Source organism: Cellulomonas sp. SG140, from assembly GCF_025770785.1.
Taxonomy (GTDB): domain Bacteria; phylum Actinomycetota; class Actinomycetes; order Actinomycetales; family Cellulomonadaceae; genus Cellulomonas.
Map to the genome: position 1 here is coordinate 116,593 of NZ_JANZLA010000008.1, position 13,140 is coordinate 129,732.

Below are 13,140 nucleotides of genomic sequence, written 5' to 3' on the forward strand. Positions count from 1 at the left end.
ACCTGTGGACGAGGCGTTGAACGTCAGGTGCCCGAGCAACGGACGACGGCCCGGGCTGACACGTGCCGGGGTCAGGGCGTCAGCCCGGGGTCGGCGTCCTCAGGCGACCAGCGTCACCCGCGTCCACGAGCCGGGGGCCAGCTCGACGGCGGCACCCTCGTCGGACAGCTCGACCGGCGTCTCGCGCGGGCTCCACTGCGACTCGTCCGAACCGGCCGCGGCACCGGCACCGCCCACCGCCATCTGCACCGCCGTCGCGGTCCGCACCGCCGGCATGCCCTGCGTGGCGACGGTCAGCCGCACCGACTCCTCCGGCGACCGGTTGACGGCGAACACGCTGACGGTGCCGCTGCCTGCGTCCCAGGTCGCGACGGTGTCCACCGTCGGGATCTCGCCGTACGTGCCGGTGGTCATCGTCGGCCCCTCGGCCGCCGTCTGCAGCACCACGCCCTGCGCACCCTCGGCGGTCAGCGCGAACGGCGCGAAGATCGGCTGCCGCCACGACCGGCCACCCGGCTCGGTGCGGATCGGGGCGATCACGTTGACCAGCTGCGCGAGGCAGGCGACGCCCACCCGGTCGGCGTGCTTGAGCAGGGACACGAGCAGCCCGCCCACCACCACGGCGTCCACCACGCCGAAGTCGTTCTCGATGATCTGCGGTGCCACCGCCCAGTCCAGGGAGTCCTCGCCACCGAACTCGCCCTGGAACCACACGTTCCACTCGTCGAAGGACAGCCGCAGCCGCTTGCGGCTCTGCAGCCGGGCGCCCACCGCGTCGGCGGTGGCGGCCACCGCCTCGATGAACCGGTCCATGTCCACGCCGGACGCCAGGTAGCTGGCGACGTCGTCCCCGTGCTGCTCGTAGTACGCGTGCAGGGAGATGTAGTCGACGACGTCGTAGCAGTGCTCCAGGACGGTGGACTCCCAGCTGCCGAAGGTCGGCATCGTCGAGTTGCTCGACCCGCACGCGACCAGCTCGATGGTCGGGTCCAGGCGCTTCATCGCCTTGCCGGTCTCCTGCGCCAGCCGGCCGTACTCCTCGGCCGTCTTGTGGCCGATCTGCCAGGGACCGTCCATCTCGTTGCCCAGGCACCACAGCTTCACGTCGTGCGGCTGCTCGTGCCCGTTGGCCACCCGCTGGTCCGCGAGCGCCGTGCCGGGCTCGCTGTTGCAGTACTCGAGCAGGTCGACGGCCTCGGCGACGCCGCGCGTGCCCAGGTTCACCGCCACCATCGGCTCCACGCCGGCCCGGCGGGACCAGTCGACGAACTCGTCGATGCCGAACTGGTTGGTCTCGATGGACCGCCACGCCAGGTCGCGCCGCACGGGCCGGGACTCCTTGGGCCCGACGCCGTCCTCCCACCGGTAGTTGGAGACGAAGTTGCCGCCGGGGTACCGGATGGTCGACACGCCCAGCTCGCCGGTGAGCGCCAGCACGTCCTTGCGGAACCCGTCCTGGTCGGCCAGCGGGTGCTCCGGCTCGTAGATGCCGGTGTAGACGCAGCGGCCCATGTGCTCCACGAACGAGCCGAACAGCCGCCGGTCCACGGGGGCGACGGTGAACTGCGGGTCGACGACGATCCTTGCCTTGCTCATGCTCTCGATCCCTCGGTCGGGCGGGCTGGGGCGGGTCGGCCGGAGGGGCCGTACATCTGGGCGAGCTGCCGGAAGCGGTCGACGGCGGCGGTGTGCTCGCGGCGGAGCTCGCCGGCAGGGTCGGGCGACAGCCGGTAGAGGCCGAGCGGCTCCAGGTACTGGGCGGCCGGTCCGGTCCCCGTGCGGTACGACCAGTCGAGCAGGTCGAACAGCGGGAACCACGTGTACCCGACGACGGGCAGGCCGCCGGCGCGCAGCTCGACGATGCGGTCCACCGACTCCTCGAGCCACGCGAGGTGCGCCTGCGCGTCGCCCCGGCTGCTGGTCTCCGTGAGGAAGACGGGTGCGCCGTACCGCTCGTGGAACCGGCGCAGCACCTCCTCGAGCCCGTCGGCGCCGCTCAGCCCGCGTGCCGGTGCCTCGCGGCTGACGTCCTTCTCGACGACGCCGGTCGACAGGTGCGGGTAGAAGTTCACTCCCATCACGTCCGGCGGCATCGGCAGGGCCCGGTGCCAGTCGAGGGTGGCGTCGCTGACCCCGTGCCGGTGCAGGAACGGCACCAGCGGGTGGTCGCCGTCGACCAGGCCGCACACCAGGTCCTCGATCAGCAGGTCGCGCTGGGCGCGCAGCCGGGTCGCCCCGACCACGTCGTCCGGTGCGTCGTCGGCCAGCTCGTACCGGAACGCCGCCTCGACGTGCACGAACGTCGGGGCCGGCACGGCCGCGGCGACCGCCTGCTGGGTGAGGACGATGCCCCGCGCGACACCCGTCGCCACCTTGGTCCAGCCGTCCGGGCCGGTGAGGTACGGCGGCCAGGCCGCCGTCTCGCCGCACCACTCCGCGTTCACCGCCGGCTCGTTGGCCGGCGTGTAGACGTGCAGACGGTCGGCGTACCGGGAGGCGACGGCGTACGCGTAGGCCGCGACGCGCTCCGGGTACGACGCGTTGATCGCGGCGTTGTCCAGCCACAGCGGCGTGCCGTAGTGCACCAGGTCGACCACCGGCACCAGCCCGCGCTCCAGCAGGTGGTCCACCACCGGGTCGAGCCAGTCCCACACGAACCGGCCGGGCTCGGGCTCCACCCGGTACCAGGGCACGCCGTACCGGATCGCGTCCGCGCCGCTGTCGGCGGCCAGGTCGACGTCTGTCCGCCACTGCCGGTAGTGGTCCGTCAGCTCGTACTCGTCGAGCGCCCGGTGCCCGGCACGGACCTGCGGGACGAAGGTGTCCTCGATGCCGACGGCGAAGTGCAGGGCACCGTCGTCGAACGCGCGCCCGGCCCCGCGTGCGGCGGCGCTCACTTGAGCCCCGTCGTGGCGATGCCCTCGATGAACCGGCGCTGCACCACCACGAAGGCCAGCAGCATCGGCACCATCGCCATCGTCGCGCCCGCCATCAGCAGGCCGTACTCCACCACGTGCTGACCCATGAACATCGCCAGGCCGGCGGGCAGGGTCTGCATCGCAGTGTCGGTGGTCAGCACCAGGGGCCACAGCAGGTCGTTCCAGTTGAACATCAGGTGGAACAGGCCCAGCGTCAGCAGCGCCGGCATGGCCAGCGGCAGCACGATGCGCGAGTAGATGCGGAACTCCCCCGCACCGTCGATCCGCGCGGCCTCGCTCATGTCCTGCGGGATGCCGAGGAAGAACTGCCGCATGAAGAAGATGCCGAACGCGTTCGTGGCCCTCGGGATGATCAGGCCGGGGAACGTGTTCACCAGGTGCAGGTGGCTCAGCAGCTGGTAGACGGGCACCAGCGTCACCTGGCCCGGCAGCATGAGGAACACCAGCACGGCGAGGAACAGCAGCCGCTTGCCGGGGAACTCGAGGCGTGCCAGCGCGTATCCCGTCATCGAGTCGAAGAACAGGGACAGCAGCGTGACGGCCCCGGCGAACAGCACAGTGTTGCCGAACTGCCGCAGGAACGGGATCTGCTTGAACACCTCGGAGTAGTTGGTCCACGTCACGTGCGTCGGCCACAGCTGCGCGGGGTGGGCCAGGATGTCGTGCTCCGGCTTCACGGAGCTGAACAGCATCCAGATCACGGGCAGCAGCACCGCGAAGGCGACCACTGCCAGCGAGACGTAGAGCAGCACGCGCAGCGCGGTGCCGGACGGGCCGTGCCGCCGCTCGGCGACGGGGCCCGGCTCGGGCAGGGAGAGCGTGGGGGTGTCCACGGAGACGTCGGTCATCAGTACGTCACCTGCCGGCGGGAGAAGAAGGCGTTCTGCGCGACGCTGACGACCAGCACGATCACCAGCAGCACCCAGGACACGGCCGAGGCGTACCCGAACTGGAAGTCCTGGAAGCCCTTGCGGTAGATCAGGTAGACGAGCGTCTCGCTCTGGAAGAAGGGGCCGCCGCGCGTCATCACGTACACCTGGTCGAAGGCCTGCAACGAGGCGATCGCGGCGATGACGAAGACGAAGGCGGACGTGTTGGCCAGCAGCGGCCAGGTGATGGACCGGAACTTCTGCCAGGGCCGGGCGCCGTCCACCTCGGCCGCCTCGTACAGCTCCTTGGGAATGGTCGCCAGCCCCGCCAGGTACATCACCATGTAGAAGCCGACGTTCTTCCAGATGCCGACCACCATCACGTAGATCAGTGCCAGGTGCGGGTCCGCGGCGCCGTTGCCGAACGAGATCCCGAGCGGTCCCAGCCAGTGCGGCAGCAGGCCGATGTTCGGGTCGAACAGGAAGTCCCACGCGATCGACATCACGCCGAGCGACAGCACGGCGGGCACGAAGATCGCCGCCCGGAAGAACGAGCGTCCGGCGAGCTTGCGGTTCAGCATCACGGCGAACAGCACCGCGAGACCGACGGTGACGGGCGTGACGACGACGGCGTACAGCAGCGTCCGGAACAGGTCGCCGCGGAACACCTGGTCGCTCAGCAGCGACCGGTAGTTGTCCAGCCCGACGAAGGTGTCGGCGCCGAACTGCGAGCTGTCGAAGAACGACAGCCGCAGGGACGAGACCAGCGGCCAGGCCATGAAGGCGCCGAGGATCACGACGGACGGGGCGATGAACCCGTACGCGCGCAGCGCCTGCCGCCGTCGCAGCCCCCCGCGTCGGCGGGTCGGTACCGCGTCACCGCGACGGGTCCCCGCGCCGGTCCCGGCCGGGTGCTCACCGAGCAACGACGTCATGGCAGGTGCTCCTTGCGACAGCGGGAAGGACGAGAACGACGGCAGTCAGGTGCGGGCCGGATCCCACGGGCGCAGGTGCTCCGCGGGGCCGCTGGTCGGCGTGGGGGCTGCTGCCGGGCAACCCCCACGCCGACCGTACGAGCGGCAGGTCAGCTGTTCTTCTGCAGCAGCGACTTCAGCTGGTTGGCGGCGGCGTCGAGCGTCGCGTTGACCGAGCTGGGGTCGTTCTCGATCTTCTCCATGGCCGGGTCGAACACCTCGCCCTGGATCGAGGCGAAGTTCGGCTGGCCGGGAGCCAGGCTGCGCGCGTACTTGGCGTACTTGGAGAACATCGCGACGTCCGGGTTCGATGCGAGCGCGGAGTCGGGCACGTTGGACGTGACCGGCGGGAAGCCCGTGTTCAGGGCGAAGTACGTCTGCGAGTCCACGGTGGTCCAGTACTTGTAGAACTGCGTGGCCGCGTCGGTCTTCGCCTTGTTCGCCTTGGCGCTCAGCGCGAGGCTCGTCGTGTTGCCCAGCGTGATCTGCTGCCCGTTGGGGCCGGTGGGCACCATGGCCAGGCCGTAGTCGATGCCGGCGTTCTTGTAGCCGGTGGTGGCCCACGGGCCGTTGACCTCCATCGCGGCGGTGCCGGCGGAGATCAGCTTGTCGGCGTCAGCTCCCGAGAGGCCGACAGGCGAGATGTGGTCGTTGGCCACCAGACCCGCCCACTGGGAGGCGACCTTCTTGGTGGCGTCGCTGTTCAGCAGCACCTGGCTGCCGTCGTCGGACGCGATGCCGCCGCCGTTCTGCCACATCAGGATGGGCAGCACCTCGATGGTGTCGTGCACGCCGAGCGCCATGCCGTACTGCGTCGGCTTGCCGTCGGGGCCCGAGCCGGTGGTCAGCTTCTTGGCGTCGGCGATCCACTCGTCCCACGTCGTCGGCGGCTTGGTCGGGTCGAGGCCGGCCGCCGTGAACTCCTTCTTGTTGTAGTAGAGGAGCACCGGGGTGTTCTCGATCGGCAGCCCGTAGATCTTGCCCTTGTACTTGCCGGCGTCGACCGCCGGGCCGACCAGCGTGGACTGGTCCACCCCGCCCGAGCCGAGCAGCGCGTCCAGCGGCTGGATGACGCTCTTGCTCGCGTACACCGGGATCTGGTTGCTGTCGATGCCGATCAGGTCCGGCCCGTTGCCGGAGCCGTAGGCCGGCAGCAGCTTCTGGTAGAGCACGTCCCACGGCGTGATCTGCATGGTGACGTGCACCTTGGACTGCGACGAGTTGAACCCGTCGACGATGTGCTCCACGGCCGGCCGGTCCGGTCCGGTCAGGCCCGTCCAGAACGTCAGCTCGGTGGTCCCACCACCGCCGCTGCCGCTGCTCGACGAGGCGGAGCTGCCGCCGCTGCTGCAGCCGGCGAGTGCGAGCGCTGCCGCGCCGACCAGCATGGTGGCCACGGCCTTGTGCCGTCCAAACATGATCTCTCCTCATCGAGAACCAGTTCCAACGTTGGAACCAAGGATGCACTCACCTCCGCGGTCGGTCAACCGCGCACCAGATAACGATCTGGACGCGGCGGGGCTGTCCCGTTCCGGGGCGCCAGCCGCTACGCTCGGCTGACCAGGGGTAAGACGACGTCCGACGCTCCGCGGGCCCGTCGGAGGAGAGCCGAGAAGCCATGGCAGCCAGCGTGAAGGACGTCGCAGCTCGCGCCGGCGTCTCCCCGAAGACCGTTTCCAACGTTGTCCACAACCGGCCGAAGGTCGCCCCGGAGACCCGGCTCCGGGTGCAGGCCGCGATGGCCGAGCTGGGCTACCAGCCCAACCTGACGGCCCGCTCGCTGCGCTCCGGCCGGACCGGTCTGCTGACGCTGGCCATCCCCAACATCGCCGCGCCGTACTTCGCCGAGCTGGCCCACCTGGTGATCGAGGCGGCCGCGGCCCGGGACTACACGGTGCTGATCGAGGAGACGGAGGGGCTGCGCGCGCGCGAGGTCGACGTGCTCAACGGCGTGCCGCCGCGACTCTCGGACGGCACGGTGATCAGCCCCCTGGCGCTGAACGCCGACGACGTCCGCGACGCCGCTCCCCGCGGCCCGATCGTGCTGCTCGGCGAGCGGATCGGCGACGGGCCGGCCGACCACGTCGCGGTGGACAACGAGGCGGTGGCGCGGGACGCGACGACGCACGTCATCGGCCTGGGCCGCCGCCGCGTCGCGGCCGTCGGCTACCAGGACGACCCGCTGGCCGGCACGTCACAGCTGCGCTACCGCGGCTTCTGCACCGCGCTGCGAGACGCCGACCTGGACGTACCCACGCCCGTCGCGGTGGACACCTACGAGTGGTCCGACGGCGCGGCGGCGGTGGACGCCCTGCTGCAGCGGGAGTCCGTGCCGGACGCGCTGGTGTGCTTCAACGACGAGCTGGCGATCGGCGCGATGCGCCGGTTGGCCGAGCTGGGCTACTCGGTGCCGGGCGACGTCGCCGTGATCGGGATCGACGACATCCCGGAGGCGCGGCACATGATCCCGTCGCTGTCGACGGTGGCGCCGGACAAGGGGGTGCTGGCCGCCACGGTGGTGGATCGGCTGCTCGAGCGGATCGACGGTGCCGCCGAGGGGCCGCGGGACGTGGTGATCCCCCACCGCCTCGTCGTCCGGGAGAGCACCCGCGGCCGGCGGCCCGTCGGGCACTGAGCGGCATCCGCCGACCGCCGTCGGGCCGGGCCACGGTCAGGGCTGCGGCCTCGGCGTGAGCCGGATCGCCCGCGCGCCCGCGGCCCACGCCAGGTGCAGGTCCACCGGGTCGGGGTTCCCGGCCGCGTCCAGTCCGATGCGGTTGAACGCCGCGAACTGGTGGTTGCGGCTGGCCATCAGCGCGTACGCGGCCACGACGCCGGGCTCGTCGGTGACCACCTGCACGTCGGCCGAACGCCGTCGGCCCAGCAGCCGGACCTCGACCGGCTCGCCGCTGCGCAGGTTGCGCGCCCAGGCGAAGGGTGTGCCGATCAGCAGCGAGCCCTCGTCCGCGAGGTAGGCGACGGGGACGGTGTACCGGCGCCCGGTCTTGCGACCCACCACGTACAGCGTGATGAGCCTGCGGCCCACCACCCGGCTCACGCCCGGCATCGCCAGGAGGCCGCGCACCAGGCGGTTCACCAGCCGTTGCACCGGCAGCGTGCGGGCGCGGACCGCCGCGGCTCGTGCGTCGTGGGCGGTGTGGTTCTCGTCCATCTGGCTCCTTGGTGTCACCTTGAGGGCGTGCGGTTCGTCGAGGTGATGACGGACGGTGACGAGAGAAGGTGACGAAGGAAGGTGACGGTGGACGACGGCGACGGGCTGGCAGCGGCCTTCGAGACCCAGCGCGGGCACCTGCACGCGGTGGCCTACCGGATGCTCGGCTCGCTGAGCGACGCCGACGACGCGGTGCAGGAGACGTGGCTGCGGCTGGTGCGCTCGGAGCCGGCCGAGATCCGGAACCTCGGCGGCTGGCTCACCACGGTGCTCGGCCGCGTGTGCCTCGACATGCTGCGGACCCGGCAGTCGCGACGGGAGGACCCGTTCGACGTCCACCTGCCCGACCCGGTGGTCAGCGCGGCGCCCCGCACCGGTCCGGAGGAGCAGGCAGTGACGGCCGACTCGGTCGGCCTCGCGCTGCTCGTGGTGCTCGACACCCTGTCGCCGGCCGAGCGGCTCGCGTTCGTGCTGCACGACGTCTTCGCCGTGCCGTTCGACGAGGTCGCGACGATCCTCGACCGCACCCCGGCCGCCGCGAAGCAGCTGGCCAGCCGCGCTCGACGCCGCGTCCGGGGCGCCGAGCCGAGCGGGCGGGTCGACTCCCGACGGCACCGGCGGGTGGTCGACGCCTTCCTCGCGGCGGCCCGCGAGGGCGACCTCGACGGGCTGCTGGCCGTCCTCGACCCCGAGGTGGTGCTGCGCGCCGATGCGGGCAGCGGGCCGCTGGGTCCTTCGCAGCTGGTGCACGGCGCGCCCGCGGTGGCGCAGCAGGCGCTCCGGTTCGCGTCGCTGGCCGTGCACGCCCGCCCGGTGCTGGTCAACGGCGTCCCGGGCCTGCTCGGCGTCCGTGACGGCACGCCGTTCTCGCTGCTCAGCGTGGCCGTGCGGGGAGACGTGATCGTCGAGATCGACATCCTGGCGGACCCGGAACGCCTCGCCCGGCTCGACCTGGCGGGCCTGACCGCCCGCTGACCGACGACCCCGTGAACCAGGGTCGGCGCGGGACAGCCGCCCTCAGTCGGAGGGCGCCGCGGCGGCTCTGCGGGTGCGCAGGCCGTCCATCAGCAGGTCGAGCAGCCGGGCGCCCTGCCCCTCCCGCGCCGAGGTCCCGGCCACGGTGAACACGCCGATGAGCGCGGCGGCCACGTCGTCGGCCCGCGCGTCCGCCCGCAGCTCACCGGCGTCCCGGCCGGCGTCGAGGATGCCGTCGATCGCCGCCAGCAGCTGGTCCCGCGTCTGCAGGTGCGTGGCCGAACCGGCGTCGACCATCTCGCGCAGGGTGTCGACCATGCCGTGCTTGGTCACCAGCCAGTCGCCGAACAGGTCCATCCAGAGCCGCAGCGCCTCGGCCGGCGCGTGCTCGGTGAGCAGCTGGTCGGCCCCGCGCGTGAGCCGGTCCACCTGGTCGCGGTAGACGGCGTCCACCAGCGACTCCCGCGTCGGGAAGTGCCGGTACAGCGTGGCGATGCCGACGCCGGCCTCGCGGGCGATCGCGCGCATGGACGGCTCGGCGTCGGCGGAGGCGAACACCCGGGTCGCCGCCGCCAGCACCACGTCGCGGTTGCGGGCGGCGTCGGCGCGGAGGCCGGGGTTCTCACTCAAACGGATCATGCTCCACTTATGCGCTAGTCTCGTCGTACAACCGGAACGCGTTCCACTTTACCTGTTCCCTTCCCGACGAAGGCGAGACCGACATGCCCACCACCGCTCCGCGCACCATGCGCACCGTCCGCTTCCACGAGTACGGCGACGCCGCCGACGTCCTGCGGCTGGAGACGGTCCCCGTCCCCGAGCCGGGTCCGGGGCGCATCCGCGTCACCGTGCACGTCTGCGGCCTGGCACCCGCGGACTGGGCGCTGTGCGGCGGGCTGTTCGCCGGGTTGCTGCCGCGCGGCATCGGCATCGACGTGTCCGGCACGGTCGACGCGGTCGGTCCGGAGGTCACCGGCGTGGCGGTCGGGGACGCGGTGGTCGGCACCGCCGACTGGCGCGAGTCCACCACGGCAGGCGCCTCCGACCACGCGGTGATGAACCGCTGGGTGCCGGTCCCGGCCGGCCTGGACCTGACCGAGGCCGCCGCGCTGCCGATGGCGATCGACACCGCCTACCGGCACCTGGCGTTGCTGGGCCTCGAACCCGGCACGACGCTCCTGGTCAGCGGTGCGGGAACCACCATCGGCTTCGCCGCCGTGCAGATCGCGCTGGTGCGCGGCCTGCGCGTCGTCGCCACCGCCGGTCCCGCGCACACCCCCGCGCTGGAGCAGCTGGGCGCCACCGTCACCTCGTACGGGCCCGGGTTGGCGGACCGGGTGCGGGCCGCGGTGGGCGGCCCCGTCGACCTGGTGCTGGACACCGCACCCGTCACCGGCGTGCTGCCCGAGCTGGTGGCGGCGGCGGGCGGTGAGGCGCGGCACGTGCTGACCATCACCGACGTCGAGCACGCGCCCGCGCTCGGCGTGCGGGACAGCTTCCACGAGGACTGGTCGCACCCGGTCGACGGGCTCGCCGAGTTCGTCGGGCTGGCGGGGCAGGGACGGTTCAGCGTGCCGATCGCGCGGACGTTCCCGCTCGAGCAGTGGCGCGACGCCCTGCAGCTGAGCCGCAGCAACCAGGCGCGCGGCAAGCTGCTGCTGGTGCCGGGGATCGCCTGACGCCGCTGGGCGACGCAGGAGGGGACCGCCGCCCGGGGCCGGGTGGGTCGAGCTCAGCTGGTCGGGACGTCCGCCTCGACGTCGGCCTTCCACTGCGCCTTCTCGGCCCGCCAGCCCTCGTCGTCCCGGCCCAGCCGCCAGTAGCCGGAGATCGATGCCGCCCTCTCCCGGGGCACGTGCCGCTCGGCCAGCAGGTGCCGCCGCAGCGTGCGGACGAACCCGGCCTCACCGTGCAGGAACACCTGCGGGTCACCGACGGGGAACGCCATCGCCGTCACCGTCTCGACCAGCAGCTCGCCACGCGGGCGCCCGTCCCGGTGCAGCCACACGACCTGCGCGTCTGCACCGACCGCCGCCTCCAGCGGCACCTCGTCGTGCGGGCCCTCCACCTCGATCAGCGCGCGTGCCACCGCCCCGGCGGCCAGCCGCTCCACCGCCACCGCGATCGCCGGCAGCGAGCTCTCGTCGCCGATCAGCAGGTGCCAGGCGGCCGACTGCTCGGGGCTGTACCCACCACCGGGCCCGGTGAGCAGCACCTGGTCACCGGGCTGCGCCGCCACTGCCCAGGGACCGGCGAGCCCCTGGTCGCCGTGCACCGCGACGTCCACGGTCAGCTGCCCGGCGCCCCCGTCCCACGCCCGCACCGTGTAGGTGCGCCGCGCGGGCCGGTCCTGACCCGGCCGAGGGAACAGCAGCTTCACGTACTGGTCGGCGTAGCCGTTCGGCGCGAACCCGGTCAGGCCCCGACCGCCGAGCACCACCCGGAGCATGGAGCGACTCAGCTGCTCCGCACGGACGACGGTGGCGACGAAGGGCTCGGGACGCTCAGCAGACGGCACCCGGCGAATCTACGTGGCCGGCTGAGGTCGAACGCGAGACATCTGCCTTCAGAGGTTCGGCGCAAGCCCGAGGCTCGTTCGCGCGTCCTTGACGAGCACGTAGAGCCGCTCCCGCTCGCTTCGCTCGATCGGGACGAAGTCGAAGTGGAGGTAGAAGTCCCGCGCAGCCCTGTCGATCGGGTCGACGACGATCACACGGCCGCCCACCAGGTCCGATGCTGCGCAGATCGTCTCGAGAGCGTCGAACAGCAGCTGCCCACCCAGACCTTGGCCTTGAAGCGTCCGATCGAGCGCGAGGCGGGCGAGGATGAACCCGGGCACAACCGCGTGTCCGCCTGCAAGCCGCCCGCTGAGGTCGGCTCGCGCTATCTGCGTCGGGGCGATCGAGTAGTACGCGACGACACGATGCGTCGACTGCTCCCGCCACACCGTCGTTCGCGCGGTGCCCTGCTTCTGGGCCAGCAGGGCATGTTCGCGAAGCCACACCTCCAGCTGCGGCCTCCCGCAGGCGAACGTGTCGATCCCGCTCTCGTCGACGAGCCGCTCGGAGACGAACAGAGTGCTCACCCGCGCGTGAATCGACGCGGCCGCTCGGCTTCCTTCGCCAACCGCGGCAGACGCCACGGAACAGCATCGAGCGCCTCGACCATCGCGTCGAACTGCTCCGCCGGCATCAGGGTCAGGTCGCTGCGCGCGAGCACCCGCTCCGCCTCCGTCCGGGCGGAGCGCACCACGAACGACGACACGGACTCGTCGAGCATCGCGGCCGCCTTGGAGACCAGTTCCTCGGTCTCCGGGTCGATCCGCTGCTCGATCCGCCTCGACTTCACGGTAGTCATGTCCGCCTCCCTCGTCGCAGCAGTGTACGGGACTTGTCCGGACACTGCTGCGGACGAGGGAAGGTCGGACCGAGCGGCTACCAGCCGAGCTCGCCGAGATCCTCCTGGAAGGTGCCGGTCGGCCCGTCGGCGCCGATCATCGCCAGGCGCGCCACCACCGCGGCGCTCTCGGCGGCCGGCCGTCCCGGGTGGTCCTTGACGCTGCCTCCACCCAGCTCGGTCGCCGTGATGCCCGGCTCGACGGCGTTCACCTTGATGTCCGGGTAGGCCATCGCGTACTGCACAGTGAGCATCGAGACCGCCGCCTTGCTGGAGCCGTAGGCGATCGAGACGAAGTGGGAGGCCGGCCGGGACGGCTCGTGCGTCGCCCAGAAGGAGCCGAGCGCGCTCGACACGTTGACGATGACCGGGTTGGCCGACTCCTGCAGCAGCGGGAGCGCCGCCTGCGTCACCCGGACGATGCCGACGGCGTTGGTGTCGAACACCTCGAGCACGCTGGGGCCGTCCAGCGCCTCCTCCATCGGGTTGCCGGGCACCCGCTTGGCGATGCCCGCGTTGTTCACCAGCACGTCGAGGCCGGTGCCGGACTCCGCGATCGTCGCGAACGCCGCTGCCACCGACGCGTCGTCGGTGACGTCGAGCTGGACGAACCGTGCGCCGAGATCGTCGGCGGCCGCGCGGCCGCGGGCCTCGTCGCGGGACCCGATCCAGACGGTGTGCCCGGCTTCCACGAGGATGCGGGCGGTCTCCTTGCCGAGGCTCTTGTTGGCCCCGGTGATCAGCGTTGTTGTCATGCCCCGAGCCTGCGATCCGGGTGCGCGGGTAGGCAGTCGCCTGGCGTTCGTAGGACTGCC

Annotated in this window: 14 protein-coding genes; 3 read left to right on the forward strand and 11 right to left on the reverse strand. The window is 71.9% G+C overall.

Translation table 11 applies throughout. The annotated features are described in order from the left end of the window. Positions 1 to 99 precede the first annotated feature (99 nt). From N0B34_RS14725 to N0B34_RS14745, 5 genes are all read right to left on the reverse strand, one after another. The gene (locus N0B34_RS14725) at positions 100 to 1,596 is read right to left on the reverse strand and encodes an alpha-N-arabinofuranosidase (protein WP_263732170.1); all 1,497 of its coding nucleotides are present in this window, start codon (positions 1,594 to 1,596) and stop codon (positions 100 to 102) included. Beyond that, positions 1,593 to 2,897 (reverse strand): family 1 glycosylhydrolase, encoded by a 1,305-nt coding sequence (locus tag N0B34_RS14730; RefSeq protein WP_263732171.1) that lies wholly within the window; start codon positions 2,895 to 2,897, stop codon positions 1,593 to 1,595. The genes N0B34_RS14725 and N0B34_RS14730 overlap by 4 nt, the downstream gene beginning before the upstream one ends. Next, a complete protein-coding gene (locus N0B34_RS14735; protein ID WP_263732172.1) occupies positions 2,894 to 3,787 on the reverse strand; it encodes a carbohydrate ABC transporter permease in 894 nt (297 codons plus the stop codon). The genes N0B34_RS14730 and N0B34_RS14735 overlap by 4 nt, the downstream gene beginning before the upstream one ends. After that, positions 3,787 to 4,743, reverse strand: coding sequence for a carbohydrate ABC transporter permease (locus tag N0B34_RS14740; RefSeq protein ID WP_263732173.1), 957 nt, complete (start codon positions 4,741 to 4,743; stop codon positions 3,787 to 3,789). Before N0B34_RS14740 ends, N0B34_RS14735 begins: the two co-directional genes overlap by 1 nt. Before the next feature lie 149 nt (positions 4,744 to 4,892). Then, positions 4,893 to 6,200 carry an ABC transporter substrate-binding protein gene (locus N0B34_RS14745; protein ID WP_263732174.1) on the reverse strand — a complete coding sequence of 436 codons (1,308 nt, stop codon included), beginning with the start codon at positions 6,198 to 6,200 and terminating at the stop codon, positions 4,893 to 4,895. 200 nt (positions 6,201 to 6,400) lie between these two features. On the opposite strand from N0B34_RS14745, the gene N0B34_RS14750 reads away from it, so the two are divergent. Next, a complete protein-coding gene (locus N0B34_RS14750) occupies positions 6,401 to 7,417 on the forward strand; it encodes a LacI family DNA-binding transcriptional regulator (protein WP_263732175.1) in 1,017 nt (338 codons plus the stop codon). 36 nt (positions 7,418 to 7,453) lie between these two features. Here the strand turns inward: N0B34_RS14750 and N0B34_RS14755 are convergent, their stop codons facing one another. After that, positions 7,454 to 7,954 carry a nitroreductase/quinone reductase family protein gene (locus N0B34_RS14755; RefSeq protein ID WP_263732176.1) on the reverse strand — a complete coding sequence of 167 codons (501 nt, stop codon included), beginning with the start codon at positions 7,952 to 7,954 and terminating at the stop codon, positions 7,454 to 7,456. An 81-nt stretch (positions 7,955 to 8,035) separates the two neighbouring features. On the opposite strand from N0B34_RS14755, the gene N0B34_RS14760 reads away from it, so the two are divergent. Continuing rightward, positions 8,036 to 8,929, forward strand: a complete 894-nt coding sequence (locus N0B34_RS14760) for a sigma-70 family RNA polymerase sigma factor (RefSeq protein ID WP_318529995.1) — start codon at positions 8,036 to 8,038, stop codon at positions 8,927 to 8,929. A gap of 42 nt (positions 8,930 to 8,971) precedes the next feature. On the opposite strand, the gene N0B34_RS14765 is transcribed toward N0B34_RS14760, so the two are convergent. Then, complete coding sequence (locus N0B34_RS14765; protein ID WP_263732177.1) at positions 8,972 to 9,568, reverse strand: TetR/AcrR family transcriptional regulator; 597 nt, start codon at positions 9,566 to 9,568, stop codon at positions 8,972 to 8,974. Between the two features lie 83 nt (positions 9,569 to 9,651). Here N0B34_RS14765 and N0B34_RS14770 point away from each other — a divergent pair, with 83 nt between their 5' ends. Continuing rightward, positions 9,652 to 10,608 carry an NADP-dependent oxidoreductase gene (locus tag N0B34_RS14770; protein ID WP_263732178.1) on the forward strand — a complete coding sequence of 319 codons (957 nt, stop codon included), beginning with the start codon at positions 9,652 to 9,654 and terminating at the stop codon, positions 10,606 to 10,608. A 53-nt stretch (positions 10,609 to 10,661) separates the two neighbouring features. Here the strand turns inward: N0B34_RS14770 and N0B34_RS14775 are convergent, their stop codons facing one another. The 4 genes from N0B34_RS14775 to N0B34_RS14790 form a co-directional block, all read right to left on the reverse strand. After that, positions 10,662 to 11,447: a siderophore-interacting protein gene (locus N0B34_RS14775; protein ID WP_263732179.1), complete on the reverse strand. Its 786-nt coding sequence runs from the start codon at positions 11,445 to 11,447 to the stop codon at positions 10,662 to 10,664. A 48-nt stretch (positions 11,448 to 11,495) separates the two neighbouring features. Next, complete coding sequence (locus N0B34_RS14780; RefSeq protein ID WP_263732180.1) at positions 11,496 to 12,071, reverse strand: GNAT family N-acetyltransferase; 576 nt, start codon at positions 12,069 to 12,071, stop codon at positions 11,496 to 11,498. After that, complete coding sequence (locus N0B34_RS14785; protein ID WP_263732181.1) at positions 12,011 to 12,286, reverse strand: DUF1778 domain-containing protein; 276 nt, start codon at positions 12,284 to 12,286, stop codon at positions 12,011 to 12,013. The genes N0B34_RS14780 and N0B34_RS14785 overlap by 61 nt, the downstream gene beginning before the upstream one ends. A gap of 77 nt (positions 12,287 to 12,363) precedes the next feature. After that, positions 12,364 to 13,080, reverse strand: coding sequence for an SDR family NAD(P)-dependent oxidoreductase (locus tag N0B34_RS14790; RefSeq protein ID WP_263732182.1), 717 nt, complete (start codon positions 13,078 to 13,080; stop codon positions 12,364 to 12,366). Positions 13,081 to 13,140: the final 60 nt, after the last annotated feature.

Bases quoted from the DNA above. Each gene is read 5' to 3' on its own strand.
- N0B34_RS14725 (WP_263732170.1), bottom strand. From the start codon at position 1,596: ATGAGCAAGGCAAGGATCGTCGTCGACCCGCAGTTCACCGTCGCCCCC.
- N0B34_RS14735 (WP_263732172.1), bottom strand. From the start codon at position 3,787: ATGACCGACGTCTCCGTGGACACCCCCACGCTCTCCCTGCCCGAGCCG.
- N0B34_RS14740 (WP_263732173.1), bottom strand. From the start codon at position 4,743: ATGACGTCGTTGCTCGGTGAGCACCCGGCCGGGACCGGCGCGGGGACC.
- N0B34_RS14745 (WP_263732174.1), bottom strand. From the start codon at position 6,200: ATGTTTGGACGGCACAAGGCCGTGGCCACCATGCTGGTCGGCGCGGCA.
- N0B34_RS14750 (WP_263732175.1), top strand. From the start codon at position 6,401: ATGGCAGCCAGCGTGAAGGACGTCGCAGCTCGCGCCGGCGTCTCCCCG.
- N0B34_RS14755 (WP_263732176.1), bottom strand. From the start codon at position 7,954: ATGGACGAGAACCACACCGCCCACGACGCACGAGCCGCGGCGGTCCGC.
- N0B34_RS14765 (WP_263732177.1), bottom strand. From the start codon at position 9,568: ATGATCCGTTTGAGTGAGAACCCCGGCCTCCGCGCCGACGCCGCCCGC.
- N0B34_RS14770 (WP_263732178.1), top strand. From the start codon at position 9,652: ATGCCCACCACCGCTCCGCGCACCATGCGCACCGTCCGCTTCCACGAG.
- N0B34_RS14785 (WP_263732181.1), bottom strand. From the start codon at position 12,286: ATGACTACCGTGAAGTCGAGGCGGATCGAGCAGCGGATCGACCCGGAG.
- N0B34_RS14790 (WP_263732182.1), bottom strand. From the start codon at position 13,080: ATGACAACAACGCTGATCACCGGGGCCAACAAGAGCCTCGGCAAGGAG.